The sequence below is a fragment of the Undibacterium sp. Ji83W genome, from assembly GCF_049340385.1.
Taxonomy (GTDB): Bacteria; Pseudomonadota; Gammaproteobacteria; order Burkholderiales; family Burkholderiaceae_D; genus Undibacterium.
The window spans coordinates 18527-35177 of the sequence record NZ_JBMPOZ010000031.1 but is presented as its reverse complement, the minus strand read 5'-3'; the positions used below and the strand labels follow the sequence as shown (position 1 = coordinate 35177).

The window sequence follows — 16651 nt, the reverse complement described above, 5'->3', positions numbered from 1 at the left end:
TCGATAAGAAAATTAATAAAACACTAATTTGGTATTTCTGGATTATCGTGACTGTTTGCCAGCGTGTCGTTGAGTACAGAAATCAGTAGTGAGCGTGTCAATTTCGATTTGGTTGTATAACCATCGATGGCAAAGGCTTCGCTGACTTGCAGTTCAGGGGCATAACCTGGTTGTCCTGTTCTCAATACGATGCGCAGATTGGGCAGTGACATTTCATTGCGTATGATATTGACCAGTTTTAAACCTGCATCAACAGTTTCCATCACCACGTCCAGCAACAGCAGGGCGATATCAGAATTAGCGCTGATAATGCTATATGCTTCTTTGGCAGAGTAAGCATGTATGAATTCTAATGGTTTGCCATGAATTTTTACGCCACTCAAAGCAAGCAAGGTTGTGTCATGCACATTGCTGTCATCGTCTGCGATCAATATTTTCCAGGGGTGCAGTTCCTGTTTGGGTTGCAAAGACTCTTCGTCTTCTTCAATAAAATCAATGACATCATCGTCCTGACTCGCACCCAGTGCACCATCAGAGACTAAATCACTACCCAGATATGAATACATGCCAAGAGCTGGCGATCTTTCATTCTTTGCCAAAATGTCACAATTCATCTGTGCCATAAAAAGATCATTTTGTAACAAGCCGGGTGTTCTACTGTGTTGATTCTTCATCAGTTTGCTCCCTGTTGCTTGAATAAGTTCCACTTCAATCTTATGTGAAGCAGACTGCATAATCAAGACCAAAGAAATGGAAAATGTTAAATAATGATTATTACAACACTGGCCTGTAACATAAATTGATATTCGTCACCAACTATGCTGATTTTCAGTGCTACTATTTAATTCATAAAATTAAATTTGCTGATATCTGAGTCAAATATAGCGCTAAATCAGGAAAAGTAAGCTTGATTGAACAAGTTTAATTCATTATTCAAATCGTCAAAAAGCAGCACACCTGAATCGAGAACGGGTATGGGGCTCGAAGTGTTTTTGCATAGGCTGTCCGGGTAGTTTACTTATGCCTTCCATTTATCTTCCCCTAGCCATGTTGACGTCGCTGGTCACTTCATTTCTGACCATGCTGATACTGTTTTATGTCCAGCATTTGCACGTGCATGCCAGAGCAACCAGGTGCTGGGCTTTAGCCTATGCCTGCCTGGTCATGCAGCAGTTGTGCCATTTCCTTGGCAATGAGCAAAGCCCGGTTTTCAATCTGGCTGCGGATGTTTTCTTGTCTGGCTATATCTGTTACTTGTGGGCGGGGACGCGCATCTTCCATGGCGTTACGGTTTTTGTCATGCCTGTCATGCTGAGTTTTGCAGTTGCCGTTTTGTGGTTACTGATGACTTTCCTGACTGCAGTCACTCCACTTTGGCGCATGTTGCCGGTTTACCTGGCTTCTGGCCTGGTCATGCTGGCTGCTGCCATGACTTTTTGGCGCGCACGCAGCGAAAAACATATATTGGGTTTTATCCTGCTTGGCCTACTGGTCTTCATCAAAGGTCTGTATCTGGCTGGCTCATCATTTTGGCATAAGCAACCTGAATATGCAGCACTTGGGCAAGAAGCTGCGGCCTTGCTGGACCTGGCTATCGGCATGCTTTTTTTAGTGGCTGCCTTATTGCGCCAGCAAGACGATGTCGAGCGCATCAACGACAATTTGAAGCAAGAGATGGAAGAGCGCAAAAACATAGAGCGTTTGTCCAGAGATCGCGAAACCCTGTTTGAAAAAGTTTTCCAGATGGTGCCCGATGTGCTGGCGATCTGCCGTGAAAAAGATGGTCGTTATCTGGACGTGAATCGTCATTGGGAAACGATCACCGGCTACTCCAGGGATGAAACTTTGGGGCGCTATTCGCTGGAATTGAATCTATGGATGGATGTCAATCGGCGTGCGGAAATGCTGAGCACTTTAAGACGTGACGGCGAAATCAATAATTTTGAAGGCATCTACAGGCATAAACTGGGACATCCTTACCATGTGCTTATATCTGGTACGCGTTTTGATGCTGGTGGCGAACCTTATATCGCCTATGCCTTGCAAGATATTTCTGCCCTGCGCAAAGTCGAACAATTGCAAGAGCAGGCAGAGCGCGAATTGCAGGAGCGCGAGAAATTGCTGTCAACTGTGTTTCAGCTGGTGCCCGACACGCTGACTATCACCAGGATGGCGACAGGTGAATATGTTGATGTCAACCGCAACTGGGAACCGATGTCTGGTTATTCCCGCAAAGAAGTTCTCGGGCATACCTCGAATGAAATACATCTGTGGGATCAACCTGAACAAAGAGACGAACTGATCAATCAGATACGTCAGTATGGCGAAGTCAGAAATATGCAGATCGCATTTCGCCATAAGCAGGGTTTCATCAGCAATTGCCGTGTTTCTGGGTCGAAGTTTGAAGCAGGTAATGAAACTTATCTGCTACTGTCATCGCGCAACATCGATCAGGAGTTAAGCGCAGAGGCGGCACGCCTGCAGGTTGAATCTCTATTGCGTGAGAATGAACAAAAATATTCGACGCTTTTTCAGTTGTCGCCTATCCCACTCGGTCTGGTGGATGTGCAAACCGATTGCATAGTTGAAGTCAATGATGTCTGGCTCAAGGAACTCGGTTATCAAAGACAGGACATTTTGGGTCGCACCACTTTGGAAATGGGTTTTATCCATCAAGCTGAAGTGCGGAAGAAATTTAATGAAGACCTGGGACGTGACAAGAAAATAGATCAACTGGAAGTCCACATCAACAATCAGGCAGGGCAGGAAATGATCTTCCTGCTGTCAGCCAGGTTGATCAAGATGAATGGCAAGGCCATGTGTATTTTCTCCTTGCTGAATGTGACCAGGCAAGTGCAGATAGAGCAGGAAATTCGTGAAATGACGACGCAACTGGAAGAGCGAGTCAGATTGCGTACCCTCAATTTACAGCAAGCCAATGCTGAACTTGCTACGGCGATGGAATCCTTGCGGCATACCCAGGACGAACTGGTGCGTTCAGAAAAAATGGCAGCCCTGGGTTCGCTCGTGGCAGGCGTTGCGCATGAACTGAATACGCCCATAGGTAATAGTGTGACCGTAGCCAGCACTTTGCAAGACAAGACGAAAGAATTGGTGCGCGACATCAGTGAAGGGCGGCTGAAGCGTTCTGTGCTTGATCATTATCTGGAAAGTGCGACAACCGGAACTGCCTTGCTCATGCGTACGCTGGGTATGGCGCGTGAACTGATACGCAGCTTCAAACAGGTCGCAGTCGATCAGTCAAGCAGCCACAGGCGACAGTTTGATTTGCAAGTAGCATTGGACGAACTCATCGTTACCCTGGCGCCCATGTATAAGAACACGCCTTACCATCTGGCGACCATGCTTGAATCTGGTATTGTCATGGATAGCTATCCTGGCCCTCTGGGGCAAGTTGTCACCAACTTTATGACCAATGCACTGACGCATGCATTTGAACATCGCGAGACAGGTAATATGCACCTGACTACTCAATTACTGCCCGGTCAACAGGTAAAAATCATTTTTGCCGACAATGGCGTGGGTATGTCAGAGCAAATACAAAAACGCGTGTTTGATCCATTTTTTACCACCAAACTAGGGCAGGGCGGGTCGGGCCTGGGTATGAACATCGCCTATAACCTGGTGACCAGCGTGCTGGGTGGCGAGATCAAATTGGAAAGCAAGCTAAATGAAGGAACACGCTTCATCTTGATCATCCCCCTGGTGGCACCACAATTGCGTGCCGAGAATGAAAAAAAAGTATTGTGACCAGATACAAGCTGCGCTGATCACAAGCTTGAATGCTATTTCCGCCATAAAACAGACACAAATCTGTCGACTGGAATATCTTTTCGATATGTTATCGCTGATAAAAATAATTTTATGGCAATATCGATTCTTATTTGCTGACCTGATGGTAGCGTCTGCCAATTATTTTCCCGGTATCTGCAATATTCGCCATTTCTGTGCGTCTACACAGGTATGGAGACGACACATAACCCACCTGAGCTGATGGCTGATCAGAACAATGACATCACTGAAACGGTCAGGCGCGAACGCGGGCGACTGGGTAGTTTCATACGCAAACGCGTCGCCGATGCCAGCGAGGCAGAAGATATTTTGCAAGATGTGTTTTATGAGCTGGTCGAAGCTTACCGCCTGCCAGAACCTATAGAGCAGGTTGGTGCATGGCTGTTCAGGGTGGCGCGCAACCGCATCATTGACCGCTTTCGCAAAAAAAAAGAAGTTGCCCTGCCTGATCTGGAGGAGGGGAGTGAAGATGAAGCCTGGCTGGACAAAGTATTGCCATCCAGCGACGAGGGGCCTGAGGCCGCCTATGCACGTAATGTCATGCTGGAAGAATTGTATGAAGCTCTTGATGAATTGCCAGAAGAACAGCGCGATGCTTTCATCGGCCATGAAATCGAAGGCCTGAGTTTTAAAGAAATGTCCGCCGCTACTGGCTTGGGCGTAAACACTTTGCTGGCGCGCAAGCGCTATGCCGTCCTGCATTTGCGCATGCGCTTGCAAGACTTATTGGAAGAATTTAATTAAGACAGGAGTTTGATATGTTAATGAGATTTAGAGTATTAAAAATCATGGTGTTGGTTGTGGCTGGCATCAGCGCCCTGAGTTGGGTAGTCATGATGTTATGGAACTGGCTCATGCCAGCTCTGTTTGTCGGTGCCCGCAGCATCGATTTTCTACAGTCGCTAGGTTTGCTGGTGCTCAGTAAAATCCTGTTTGGCGGCATGCGTGGACATGGTGGCTGGCACAAACATGGTGAGCATCACTGGCATCGTCGCTGGGAAAAACTGACGCCGGAAGAAAGAGAAAAATTCCAGCACGGTATGTTTGGACGCAGAAGGCACAGGGATGAAGCCTATGCCCAGGCTTGCCGCAATAAGCAAGACCACAACTCAGAGTACAAGCGAGAAAGTACGCACGACAACAAGCCGGAGCAAGTCTGAAATGCAGGCCGCAAAAGAAGCAGCCTGCAAGCAGGAACCAGGTGTCATCATCCCTGTCGTCAACTTCAGCAAGTGTGAAGGCAAGGCTGATTGCGTGCCAGTTTGCCCCGAAAACGTGTTTGAAATTCGCCGTATTACCAGCGAAGACTATCAACAACTGGGCTTTCTGGCACAACTCAAACAAAGAGTACATGGCATGAAGGTGGCCTATACCCCTAATGTCGATGCCTGCCGCGCTTGCGGTTTATGTGTGACAGCTTGCCCGGAAAAGGCGATTACTTTACGGCGTTCAACCTAGTGGCAAGATGCATATTTAAGTGAGGTCCACACTGATGTTTTAAAATAGTCATTTCAGCAGACATAGCAATTGTCTGCATCCCCCCAAGGAGCATTGATGACTATTGTAATTCGTGAAGCTGGGCCTGGTGATCTTGAAGAAGTCTTGCAACTGCGCATGCGTCTGTTCGACAAGCTGGTTGACTTTAATAATGGCAAAGGTGTTGATCAAGACCTGTTGCAGTCAACGCGGACTTACTTCAGCGATGCTTTGCAAAGCGGGACTTGCAAAACCTGGGTAGCTGAGACTGATGGGCATCTCGTCGCCTGTGGCTCACTGGCAATATTTATCCGCCCTCCATATCCGGGTAATGTGGCAGGCAAGGATGCATATTTGCTTAATATGTACACCCTTGCAGAATATCGCAAGCAAGGCCTGGCCAGAAAGATACTGCAGCAGGCAATGCATTATGCGCATGAGCAGGGTTTTGCAAAAATCTGGTTGCATGCCACTGAAGATGGCCAGTCTTTATATGCATCAGAAGGCTTTGAGCAGTCCAGCAAATACATGGAATGGGAAGTCGAGGCAGGGGTATAAACTTGAGCCAGCTTCCATCGGAAAAAACGCCGCAGGCTTCCCAGCATCAGTCGCATTATCAAGCCCGCATGCACAGGGTGCTGGAACATATAGACCGCCATCTTGATCAGCCGCTTGATCTGGAGGTGTTGGCCGGGGTTGCGTATTTTTCGCCATATCATTTTCATCGATTGTTTGCTGCCTGGATGGGGGAACGCCTGGGCGACTATGTGCGTCGACGTCGCCTGGAAGTGGCGGCATTCCGGTTGTTTGCGCAGGCTGGCACTCCAGTGCTGGAGATTGCCTTGTCAGTGGGCTTTGGCTCGGCAGAGGCATTTACCCGTGCCTTCAAAGACCGGTTTGCCTATACCCCGGCAGCATGGCGTCAATATCAAATTGACTTGCAGCGTGCAAATAGCAAGAATAATCAAGCGGTAAGCAATAATGATCAGGTCCAGTCTTATGCGTCCTTTCATAATGGAGTCTCTTCCAGTTTAAAACAGGTGGCCAGCATGAATGTCAAACTGATACACAGAGAGCCAGTCAACATCGCGTACCTGCGCCACATAGGGCCATATGGTGCAGAGGTGGGCCGGTTCTGGGCAGAGGTTGTGTCACCATGGATGGCAACACATAATCTGTTCACGCGGGCGCGCTATGGCATCAGCCATGATGACCCAAGCATTACTGATCCCGCGCTTTGTCGTTATGACGCGGCAGTTGAGTTGCCAGAAAATGCCCCTGCGCCCGGCAATGCCTTGTTGACCAGCATACCCGGTGGTGAATATGCTTCACTACACTTCGAAGGTAGAAGCACTGAAATCGGTGAAACCTGGGCCGCCATCCTGCGTGACTGGTTGCCTGCGAGTGGCTATCAAATCGATGCCAGACCTTGCTTTGAATATTATTCGCCAGAAGCCTGTTTTGATCCAGAAACCGGTATCTTTGACTGTGATATCTGCATCCCGGTTATTCCTCTTTAATACGTCTCCCTGAGGCATACCCATGACCTGAGTCAGGTCGCGACAATTTTCTCTATGCTCGTTGGCACATTGCTGCCGCAGCATTTTTGCGCCCATTTTTCTGGAGTTCACGAATATGATGTCATTTCTTCGCTACTGCATAACATCTTTGATTTTACTCGCCGCAGGCAGTCTCACTGTCATGGCCGCCGAGATGGGGCAAAAACCTTATCCCGTAGGCCTAAAGCTGGTGCAATATGAAGATACCAGCCGCCTGGCCTGGACAGGCAACAAAGCACGCCCACTGGCAACCGCAATCTGGTATCCAGCCCGGGCGGGCACGGTAGAAAAAAGCTGGGATGTTGCCATCTTCAAGGCAGGAAGTAATGCGATAGATGCACCCATGCTGCATGCGTCTAAAAAATTGCCGCTGATCCTGCTTTCCCATGGAACCGGTGGCTCGGCAGCTTCCATCGCCTGGTTTGCAGAAAGCCTGGCCGCACATGGCTATATAGTAGCCGCCGTTAATCATCACGGTAACACTGCGTATGAAGAGCATACCCGGCTGGAAGGCTTTGTCGTCTGGTGGGACAGGCCACGTGATTTGTCAGTACTCATAGACAAGCTGTTGGCAGATCCCGCGATCGGCCCAAGTATCGATACCCAACGCATTGCCGTGGCAGGTTTTTCGATTGGTGGTTATACCGCCCTGGCCAGTGTTGGCGGCAGGATCAGTTATGCGCAGTGGCAAGAATTTTGCGGCAAATACGCAACTAATCCAAATTGCACATTGCCACCAGAAGCCAAATTCAGCCGTGAAGACCTGCAGACACTGCTTAAAGAAAATCAGCGCGTCAAGACTGAGATCGCCAAGTCTGGCGCAGACTACAGCGACAACCGGATCAAGGCCGCCTATGCCATGGCACCTGTCATGGGCAGGGTAGTGACAAAAGATAGTATGGCAGCCATCAAAGTCCCTGTACGCGTCGTGGTGGGTACTGCTGATGATCAGGCTATTCCTGAATTTAATGCCCAGGTCTATGCTGCAAATATTGCAGGCAGCAGCCTGTTGACACTACCTGCGGTAACCCACTATGCTTTTTTGGAAGAGTGCAATATGCTAGGCAAATTGGCGGCACGCCAGGTTTGCATAGACCCTGCCGGGTTTGATCGTGCTGCCATACATCAGCAAGTGGCAGCAGACGCCAGAAAATTTTTTGAAGACAAGCTGCGTTAATTTGTGCTCATTGCTGATACCTGGCTAAGCTGATTTAAATGGCAGGGCATGATACAGTTTTCCAAATCAAATCCTCGATATGAACCCTGCAATATGATCCCGGTAATATGAGCCCTGTATTTCATTTCAGTTTTGAAAGCCACTGGCGTAGCGCGCCGCTGGCTTATTGGGTGCACATACCTTTAGCTGGTCAGCCAGAGAGCTATGTGCCCGCTGCGCCACCCAGCATACCGCATCGCGGCTATGCCGTTCTACATGTGGAATTTGAACAGTTTGATCTGGTGTTCAGTGCGCCTGCGCAACTGGATCATTTCATTGCCGTACTATCGACCAAGCCCTTGCCCACATCTGGCCAACTATCTGCATTGCGCAATGCACCGGTCGGGCCAAATGGGCACTGGCTCAGCCGCTTGCCGGCAACTTTGAAAGCACCACGCAAGCGGGCCAGGTTGGTGCAGGTCATCAGCGAAATACGTAGCCTGGTTGTAGGTCAGGAGAAGCCCGACAGGTTTGAGTGGGAAGACCACAACATCGCATGAAATATCGCCAGTCTCCAGCTGCCTTTTGAACGATATCCAACACTTTAGCGACACAGAGCAATAGACCTGCTTTTAAGGTCTGGAACTCGTTATAATTGTCTAAATAACCATCGCCGAGGACAATGCCGTGACAGATACCGTTCATCATAAGCATCAAAGTTTTATTTCGCTGCACAGGCTCGAAGGCTTTAGCGATGCCGTGTTTGCCTTTGCCGTGACCCTGCTGGTGGTGTCACTGGAAGTGCCCAAATCTGCCCATGAACTATTCCACCTGATGCACGGTTTTATCGCCTTTGGCGTGGCCTTTGTCTTGCTGATGGTCTTGTGGTATCAGCACGGCAAATTTTTCAAGCGCTTCCCGCTGACTGATTTGTGGATGATTAGCCTGAACACGGCCTTGCTGTTCGTCATCCTCTTGTATGTCTATCCCTTGAAGTTTTTATTTGCCAGCCTGTTTGATTCATGGATATGGAGAGCCAATAACGATAATTTTTCTTCCGTGTCAGAAATCAGGCAACTGATGGCTATCTACGGTGCAGGCATCATCGCAGTCAACTTTGTCTTTTTCCTCATGCATAAACATGCCTGGCGCTTACGTGAGAAATTCAACCTCGACTCTGAGCAGCTTAATGAATTGCAAGCGGACATGGGTGGCAACCTCATCAATATGGCTGTTGCTGGTCTGTCGGTACTGATCGTGGTAGTCAGCAATGACAAGGGAACCTGGTCAGGATTTATCTATTGCCTGCTAGGCCCACTCCATTGGTGGAATGGTGCCCGTCACGCAAAGAAGACGCCGCCAGTTGTCACGGAGGATGCTAAAGAGACTGCAAATGCGGCGGTAAAAGAAACCCCAAACGAGACCTCAAACGAGACCCCAAAAGTAGCCACCAAAGAAATTGCATAAACTCGGCAGCAGTTGCCATGGTTGCCAGGGCATTGCATTGCTTAATGCCCTACATCCTCAGGTTTAAAACGATTTGATATGTGTATGGCCATACCCTTGGCCAGTTCTTCTTCACCATAGAAGACATCACCTATCTCTTCTTTGCGTAACATGATCGATTCATCTTCGCTATGCGTGCGCAACAAAACTTCTATGCCAGGGTTCAAGGTGCGGGCAGTTTTTGCCATCTGCCGCACATGCAGCGTATCTGGTGTGGCCACCACCAGCATTGCAGCATTGGTGATGTGCGCCTGTATCAATACTGCAGGGTCAGCGGCATTGCCTGAGACGGCAGCAATACCTTTTTTGCGCAAGTCTTCAACTATTTCGCGATTTTGTTCTGCCACCACATAAGGGATACCGCGTTCATCCATGGCCTGCGCAATACGGCGGCCAACCCTGCCATAGCCCACCAGAACCACCTGGCCTTCGAGGAATTTGCGTTCTGTCGTCATCGGCAATTCAGCGTAAGGGTCTTGCCTTTGATCGAGTTCCCTCGCCAGGTCAGAATGTGACAGCGCCCATTTCCTGAGCGGCCCGATCAGCGTGAACAGAAAAGAATTCAATCCTATGGAAATCAACACGCCTGCCAGTATCAAGCTCATGCCCTCTTGAGGTAACAAACCCAGCGACAAGCCCAAACCAGCCAGGATGATGGAGAACTCACCAATCTGCCCCAGGCTTGCACCTATCGACAAGGCAGTATTGAGCGGGTAACGCAGCAAGATCACCAGCGCTGATGAAGTAAAGAAGTTACCCAGTATGACGATTGCCACCACGCACAGCACACGCAATGGTTGCGCCATTAAAATGGCAGGGTCGAACACCATGCCCACTGATACAAAAAACAAAACTGAAAACGCATCCCGTAAAGGCAATGATTCTTCTGCCGCACGATGACTAAACTCTGATTCACGCATTACCGTGCCAGCAAAGAAGGCACCCAGCGCAAATGACACACTGAATACGACCGAAGCACCATAAGCAATACCAATTGCAGATGCAACCACCGACAGCGTGAACAATTCACGTGAACCCGTGCGCGCCACCTGCCACAACAGCCACGGCAATGCACGGCGGCCCACGACCAGCATCAATGCAATAAATGCAGACACCTGCAACAGAGTTTTACCTATCGTGATCCACAGTGGAGTCGTACTCGCGACGACCGCTGTCGTGCTACCCAATACACCTGCTAAGGGCGGCAGCAACACCAGGACCAGCACAGTCACCAAGTCCTGCACCACCAGCCAGCCTACTGCGATGCGGCCATTCATGGTGTTAAGCAGATTGCGTGCTTCCAGTGACTTCAACAGCACTACCGTACTGGCGCAGGCCAGCGATAAACCAAATATCAATGAACCACCCACACTCCAGGTCCACCATGATGCAATCGCCATACCCACAGCCGTTGTGACCCCCATCTGCAATACCGCACCAGGAACCGCAATGCGCCGCACCGCCAACAGATCAGCAGGCGAGAAATGCAGGCCCACCCCAAACATCAGCAACATCACACCTATCTCTGACAACTGTGACGCAATATGCACATCGGCTACAAAGCCGGGCGTGGTAGGGCCAATCACGATCCCTGCCAGTAAATAGCCGACCAATGCTGGCACCTTGATCTTCTCAGCAATAAAACCAAGAACCAGCGCCCCCGCAAAAGCTGCAGCGACAGTGGTGATTAAAGAAATGCTGTGGTCCATTCGGCTCCTTAAATTAAATCACCCGCTTCATAGCGCGTGATAGTGAGTGGATATGATTGAGTATTCGGATGCCATCATTTGCATGTGGCTAGCGGCGGGCATTGCTATATTTCGGGTAGCTAGGTATCAAACACTTCAAGCGATTTGAAGTAGAGCATACTTGGCTTTGTCAGTGCAGTGGGAAATACTAGAGTTAATATTGCTTGTGGTCAAGAAATTTGGTTTGGTCTTATTTTGATATATGCTTAATCGAAATGATTCTTTTGATTATTTTAAGCCTTCATATTGCAAGCAAAGTTCATAATACGAGCATTGAACGAGCATTGAAGAAAATCATATTTGAGGAAAAACAATGGGATCACTATGGGGCCATGTAAGCACCTGCAGTTCATGTGATTTTTTCTTTCAAAGCAATCATAGTTATGACACTCGTGGATTTGTTCCCGAGATGCGGGGGTTTTTCGAGGCAGTCTGTATAGAATGCTTGCAGCACTATATCTTCCCGACCGAGAACCCTAGGGGGCCAGGCGTGGCTGAATTGCTGGAATTATGTACATGCGTGCAAGAGGAACATACTAAGCAACAAGCGAAAAAGAAAGTACCAAGAATCTGGAACTGGAAGGGTACAGGGCAACATATTTTGTTTGAGGTTGCATTGCGCGATGGCCGCTACCTGCCAGATCTGATTTGCATCAAGTGCACAGCTGTTGAGTCTATTGTGATTGAATTTGAAGATGGGCAGGCTTGCCCTGCATGCAAGCTTGGGATATTGCATGGTGGCCGTTCAGCCTAGTATTAAATACCTGCTGGATATACAGCATGCTGTAGATTTTCCCGGTATGAGTACACATAATTTCTCGCAATGTGTATGAATACTAAAACCCGACTTAGTCAGCGATGCCCTTCAAAACCCAGCAATACGTTGACTGCATTGATGCCGATGTCATCTACCATGTAGCCGCCTTCCATCACAAACAAAGTGGGTTTGCCGATGCCAGCAATAGCTTCGCCCATGCGCAGGTAATCGTGGTTTTCCAGCTTGAATTGACTGATCGGGTCGTCTTTGAAAGTGTCAACGCCAAGCGAGACCACGATTGCATCTGGCGCATAGGCAGCGAGCTTGCTGCAGGCATCAGCCAGCGCGATGCTATAGGTGTCCCAGGCAGTGCCGTGCGGTAACGGATAATTGTGATTGAAGCCCATGCCCGCACCATGACCTTGTTCATCACGATGACCCATAAAATACGGGTAAGAATTTTTGGGGTCACCATGCAGGGAAATGAACAGTACGTCGGCACGGTCATAAAAAATGCTTTGGGTGCCATTGCCGTGGTGGTAATCCACATCAAGCACAGCAACCCGTTTAGCGCCTTTGGCGATAAAGCCTTGTGCGGCGATGGCAGCATTGTTCAGGTAGCAGTAACCACCCATGTATTCTGCTGCAGCATGATGACCAGGAGGGCGGCACAAGGCAAAAGCGCTGGACGCACCGTCTGCGATCGCCTCCATACCCGTCAATGCGAGATTTGCGCTGGTGCGCACCGCCTCCCATGTGCCTGCAGTGATGGGCACACCAGCATCCATCGCATAAAACCCCAGTTTGCCGTCGATATGATCAGGCTCAATATCACTGCGCAAATCACGCACCGGCCAGATCAGCGGCAAAGCATCATGCGAACGCCCGGCAGCTACCCACCTGGACCACGCATTTTCAAGAAAACTGAGGTAGCGTTCGCTGTGTACAGTGCTATATGAGGACGATGCATAGTCGTGCGGTGCCATGATCTCACCCAGAGCTGCACTACGCACACGCGCCAGCACGGTGTCAGCGCGGTCCGGCATTTCCACACAAGGTTTTAAAACCCCATCTTTCAGTTCGGTGCCATGGTGCAGCCGGTGTTTATCGCTATAAATGGTGAGCATCTTGATTTGCCTGAGTGTGGGAAGTAGAAATTATTATCGCGCTCAGTAGATGGAATTGCTGTGCTTTATTAGCATGTTAAATGGCACATAATTAGAATAATAGACTAAAAATGATTGAAATAAAAAATTAATAGACTCAATTTTTCTCTACTTAAGCAAATTAGCTTGGTCCGCCACGCTAGCGGGAAGTATGATTTAAGTACGGGAAATTGAGGAGTCATTAGAAATGAACGGGAAAAAACAGTATCTGGACCTGGACGATACAGATCGAACCATCCTGAATCTTTTGCAGCAAGACGGTACCTTGTCCAATCCCAAACTGGCTGAACACGTTTCACTAAGCGTGACACCCTGCTGGCGCAGGCTGAAGCGGCTGGAACAGGAAGGTTTTATCACCAGCTATCAGGCCAATCTGGATCGTCGCAAACTGGGCCTCGATGTCCTGGCTTTTGTTCAAGTGAGCTTTGTGATCGTCACCGATGTATCGATCAAGCATTTCGAAGAAGTGATCCAGACACACCCGCAAGTCTTGTCGTGCCATAAGGTGACTGGTGTAGCAGATTATCTGCTACAAGTAGTGGCACAGAACCTGGATGCTTACAGCGATTTTGTAGAAAATGTCCTGCGCGTCATACCTGGGATCAGCATGATCCACTCAAGCCTGGCAATGCGCGAAATAAAGTCATCGACGCGGCTTCCAATAATTGGGGCAGATAAAATATGAATAGGGACTGTTCATATACTTTGATAACACATATGAGGTTCTATACATTCACCAAATGCCAATACACTCTTAATGCAGGTCGTATCGCTAAAGGAAATCTGCCTCGACTTTATAGACGCGCTCCGTGTACGATGAATGCTTTAAAAATGCATGAATGAGCGACCTGACCCTGCTCCTACACGCATGTCGAGCCTGGGAAAATGTCAGTAATTACCTTAAAATTATGCTTGCGAATATGCAGGGCTAATTCATCTTGAAGATAGCAACAATGAATCTGACAGCAAGCCGACGAAGTTCGAACAGCGCCGAGCCAATAAGGCCACCAGCGACGCATATTGATCCGAGTTCATAGTCACCGAAAATTAATAGTGCGATACCCGAAATCAAAAAAAACGCACAGAAAAAATGAAATGCTTTTCGAACAGAGGCTTGTAACTGGTTATGCTTCTGTATTTGTTGAGATTTGAATGCCGCTTGACTGTTCAGGTCATTAACGGTCGCTGCCACCTCAGTTTCAATGCTTCTTAAATCTCGCGTCTGGAGAACGGTAGTCAACGCCATTCGCGCTTCCTCTACTAATCCATCACTTCCCGTCGCGATAAGATACGCTAATTCATCATCTCTCATCTTGCCGTAAGTTTCCTGGAAATACAGCACTTTCGATTGATCCATATGCATCTCTATTTTTTCATGTTGAACGAATTACGACCGCGATCGTCCGGTAGCGGCCCTCAGAACTCTAACTCATCTGATAGTTGCTGTCAGGTCGAGTCCGAGCCAGTACAGTTTGGTCTAGGCACAGTTAAAACTGTCTTTGTTTAAAAAATCACCCCACGGGTCGACATCCATGTAAGGGCCGACATAGAGGATTTTGTCTTCTCTTATTAGCCATTCGAGGTCGAGTGATGTGTCCCACGTACGGTGTAGTTCCACGTGGGCTACGGGGCGTCGCTAGTGCCGATATTGGGGATAATCAATGCTGATGGCGAAATGAATTTGAGCACGTCTCGCGAAGTGGCAAACGTCTTTGCTGGTGCGCTGGCCATTGCGGCGCGCTCATTGCAACTGCGGATACAGGCTTCGCACAGTGCATCTATGAGAGTCGCATCCAGTGAGTTGAAATAGACAGCGCAGCGCTCTACATAGTCTATTGATGCTTGGTTTTTCGTCAAAAAATCTACATATTGATCAAACAGGTTGAGAAACACTTCACCGCGAAGCGGGAAGTTCTCATCTGATGATATATTTTTGATGAAGGTTTGCATGGCGATAATTAGGCAACTTTGTGAACTACGATTTTATCAGCATGCCTGCACCAGACACAGTTTTTCGTCTGTGTCCGGCTGGTATATTGCATCGGCCCACAAGGTACGATTAGTGTACGGTACTCGTGCGCATGTTGGGCCTGAAAATATCGATACGAATCTTAGATCATGAGTGTAAGTACGCAGAGCTATTTGGGGGGCTGTCGGTGACGCGCAGTCGGCGTTGATGCGGTCTCGCTCGGTTAGGGCGTCGCAGATGCTGGCGAGGTCGTCGAGGAGGGTGTCAAAGCCTATGGCTTTGAGGGCGTCGATTTGCAGGCCGCGCAGGCGTTCAAAGCTGGCGCGCAGGTCTTGGAGTTTGAAAAAGGCAAAAGAGGGTTGTGATGATGCAGCTATTGCAGACGCAATAGGGGTATGAACAGCCATGATGGCCTCCTGACGGAATAAGTTCATTTTCACCCTTGTTCAGAGGGTAGCAGGGTACTTGAACACCGCCGTCAGATGGCCCGCAACTTCCCCTTGCGGGTCTTGTATTGTTACGCGCTACCCGGCCATAGGTAAACCTATGGACGTAAAAAAACCACGACTTTCGGGCGCGGATGGTTGGCCGCAGACGGGATTAGTTGTGTTCAGCACCTGACGCAAGGAAAGCGCAGGTTTGGGTGGTTTGGCAATGTGTATGGTTATAAACACTAAAGTTTCGCAGTGGTAATCAATTAACAACAATTAACCATTAGTACACATAAATCATTTGCTAAATTTAAATATAAATTCGTTAATTAGAGTCTGGATTTAAAAGCATCGATCTTCTGTTTTAAGCAGAAGAAGGCATCTAAGTTTGGTTATTACTGGAGGAATTGAATGGACCCGGCTAGAAGATATGAAATTGCGATACGAGCGAGGAATATTTTGGAACAAGCCCACGACTCGTTTATGGCAACAGTAAAGCAACTTACTTACCAAGAGGGGAGCCCACATAAACTTCATGTCGAAGACAATGAGCTGGTAGCAGATTGTCTTGGGATGCGTTTGAGTGCGAAGCATCGCTTACTTGTGCGTGATGGCGACTTAATGGGCATTGAATATAAGTATTGCGCGGGCCTTAAAGATGAAGATGTAGAAGTATGGAAGATGTATGTAGATAGTGATAATTACATTTTCGAGGATGCACTATTTAAGGAAACGATTTGTCAGACAACGAACAAATATCTTGCTGATCGTATTATTCCGAGAATAGGCGTGGCCCTTTTAAAATCACCTGTTTTTGCTCACGCGGATGAGGTTGTTCATTCGTAGGTTTTTTTGCATCAATGTTCAGATGAATGAACTTTTTAATTAGGAGGATTTCGAGATGGTAACCAAAAAGATTGGAAGAGATGCTGGCTCAGGAAAATTTATACCAGTAAAAGTGGCTGAAAAAAACAAAAAGACTGCTGTGGTTGAAACAATCAAAATTCCTGCGAAAAAAACGCCAAAACCGAAATGAGGCAGAGGTTTTTGCAAGAATATCGATATTCATT

At 48.3% G+C, this 16651-nt stretch carries 18 protein-coding genes; 12 read left to right on the top strand and 6 right to left on the bottom strand.

Annotated features, from left to right (window positions below):
• Positions 1-23 precede the first annotated feature (23 nt).
• Complete coding sequence (locus ACO0LD_RS29655) at positions 24-674, bottom strand: hypothetical protein (protein WP_423012747.1); 651 nt, start codon at positions 672-674, stop codon at positions 24-26.
• 346 nt (positions 675-1020) lie between these two features.
• Here ACO0LD_RS29655 and ACO0LD_RS29650 point away from each other — a divergent pair, with 346 nt between their 5' ends.
• The 9 genes from ACO0LD_RS29650 (at position 1021) to ACO0LD_RS29610 (ending at position 9471) form a co-directional block, all read left to right on the top strand.
• The gene (locus ACO0LD_RS29650; protein WP_423012745.1) at positions 1021-3771 is read left to right on the top strand and encodes a PAS domain S-box protein; all 2751 of its coding nucleotides are present in this window, start codon (positions 1021-1023) and stop codon (positions 3769-3771) included.
• 243 nt (positions 3772-4014) lie between these two features.
• Positions 4015-4557 (top strand): RNA polymerase sigma factor, encoded by a 543-nt coding sequence (locus ACO0LD_RS29645; RefSeq protein ID WP_423012743.1) that lies wholly within the window; start codon positions 4015-4017, stop codon positions 4555-4557.
• Positions 4558-4571: 14 nt separating this feature from the next.
• Positions 4572-4973, top strand: a complete 402-nt coding sequence (locus ACO0LD_RS29640; protein ID WP_423012741.1) for a hypothetical protein — start codon at positions 4572-4574, stop codon at positions 4971-4973.
• Between the two features lies 1 nt (position 4974).
• A complete protein-coding gene (locus ACO0LD_RS29635) occupies positions 4975-5271 on the top strand; it encodes a 4Fe-4S dicluster domain-containing protein (RefSeq protein ID WP_423012739.1) in 297 nt (98 codons plus the stop codon).
• A 96-nt stretch (positions 5272-5367) separates the two neighbouring features.
• Positions 5368-5847, top strand: coding sequence for a GNAT family N-acetyltransferase (locus ACO0LD_RS29630; RefSeq protein ID WP_423012737.1), 480 nt, complete (start codon positions 5368-5370; stop codon positions 5845-5847).
• Between the two features lie 2 nt (positions 5848-5849).
• Positions 5850-6809, top strand: a complete 960-nt coding sequence (locus ACO0LD_RS29625; protein ID WP_423012735.1) for an AraC family transcriptional regulator — start codon at positions 5850-5852, stop codon at positions 6807-6809.
• Between the two features lie 148 nt (positions 6810-6957).
• Positions 6958-8025: an alpha/beta hydrolase family protein gene (locus ACO0LD_RS29620; protein ID WP_423012733.1), complete on the top strand. Its 1068-nt coding sequence runs from the start codon at positions 6958-6960 to the stop codon at positions 8023-8025.
• Positions 8026-8132: 107 nt separating this feature from the next.
• The gene (locus tag ACO0LD_RS29615; protein WP_423012731.1) at positions 8133-8564 is read left to right on the top strand and encodes a hypothetical protein; all 432 of its coding nucleotides are present in this window, start codon (positions 8133-8135) and stop codon (positions 8562-8564) included.
• A gap of 127 nt (positions 8565-8691) precedes the next feature.
• Positions 8692-9471 (top strand): TMEM175 family protein, encoded by a 780-nt coding sequence (locus ACO0LD_RS29610; RefSeq protein ID WP_423012729.1) that lies wholly within the window; start codon positions 8692-8694, stop codon positions 9469-9471.
• A 41-nt stretch (positions 9472-9512) separates the two neighbouring features.
• Here ACO0LD_RS29610 and ACO0LD_RS29605 read toward each other — a convergent pair whose 3' ends face one another.
• Together ACO0LD_RS29605 and ACO0LD_RS29600 are read right to left on the bottom strand one after the other, a co-directional pair.
• Positions 9513-11219 carry a cation:proton antiporter gene (locus tag ACO0LD_RS29605; protein WP_423012727.1) on the bottom strand — a complete coding sequence of 569 codons (1707 nt, stop codon included), beginning with the start codon at positions 11217-11219 and terminating at the stop codon, positions 9513-9515.
• A gap of 891 nt (positions 11220-12110) precedes the next feature.
• Positions 12111-13142, bottom strand: coding sequence for a histone deacetylase family protein (locus ACO0LD_RS29600; protein ID WP_423012725.1), 1032 nt, complete (start codon positions 13140-13142; stop codon positions 12111-12113).
• Between the two features lie 226 nt (positions 13143-13368).
• Here ACO0LD_RS29600 and ACO0LD_RS29595 point away from each other — a divergent pair, with 226 nt between their 5' ends.
• Positions 13369-13866, top strand: a complete 498-nt coding sequence (locus ACO0LD_RS29595) for an Lrp/AsnC family transcriptional regulator (protein WP_423012723.1) — start codon at positions 13369-13371, stop codon at positions 13864-13866.
• A 243-nt stretch (positions 13867-14109) separates the two neighbouring features.
• Here the strand turns inward: ACO0LD_RS29595 and ACO0LD_RS29590 are convergent, their stop codons facing one another.
• From ACO0LD_RS29590 to ACO0LD_RS29580, 3 genes are all read right to left on the bottom strand, one after another.
• The gene (locus ACO0LD_RS29590) at positions 14110-14538 is read right to left on the bottom strand and encodes a hypothetical protein (RefSeq protein ID WP_423012721.1); all 429 of its coding nucleotides are present in this window, start codon (positions 14536-14538) and stop codon (positions 14110-14112) included.
• Positions 14539-14804: 266 nt separating this feature from the next.
• Positions 14805-15131: a DUF6985 domain-containing protein gene (locus tag ACO0LD_RS29585; protein WP_423012719.1), complete on the bottom strand. Its 327-nt coding sequence runs from the start codon at positions 15129-15131 to the stop codon at positions 14805-14807.
• A gap of 36 nt (positions 15132-15167) precedes the next feature.
• The gene (locus tag ACO0LD_RS29580; RefSeq protein ID WP_423012717.1) at positions 15168-15557 is read right to left on the bottom strand and encodes a hypothetical protein; all 390 of its coding nucleotides are present in this window, start codon (positions 15555-15557) and stop codon (positions 15168-15170) included.
• A 435-nt stretch (positions 15558-15992) separates the two neighbouring features.
• On the opposite strand from ACO0LD_RS29580, the gene ACO0LD_RS29575 reads away from it, so the two are divergent.
• The gene (locus tag ACO0LD_RS29575) at positions 15993-16427 is read left to right on the top strand and encodes a hypothetical protein (RefSeq protein WP_423012715.1); all 435 of its coding nucleotides are present in this window, start codon (positions 15993-15995) and stop codon (positions 16425-16427) included.
• A 55-nt stretch (positions 16428-16482) separates the two neighbouring features.
• A complete protein-coding gene (locus ACO0LD_RS29570; RefSeq protein WP_423012713.1) occupies positions 16483-16617 on the top strand; it encodes a hypothetical protein in 135 nt (44 codons plus the stop codon).
• The last annotated feature ends 34 nt before the right edge of the window (positions 16618-16651 follow it).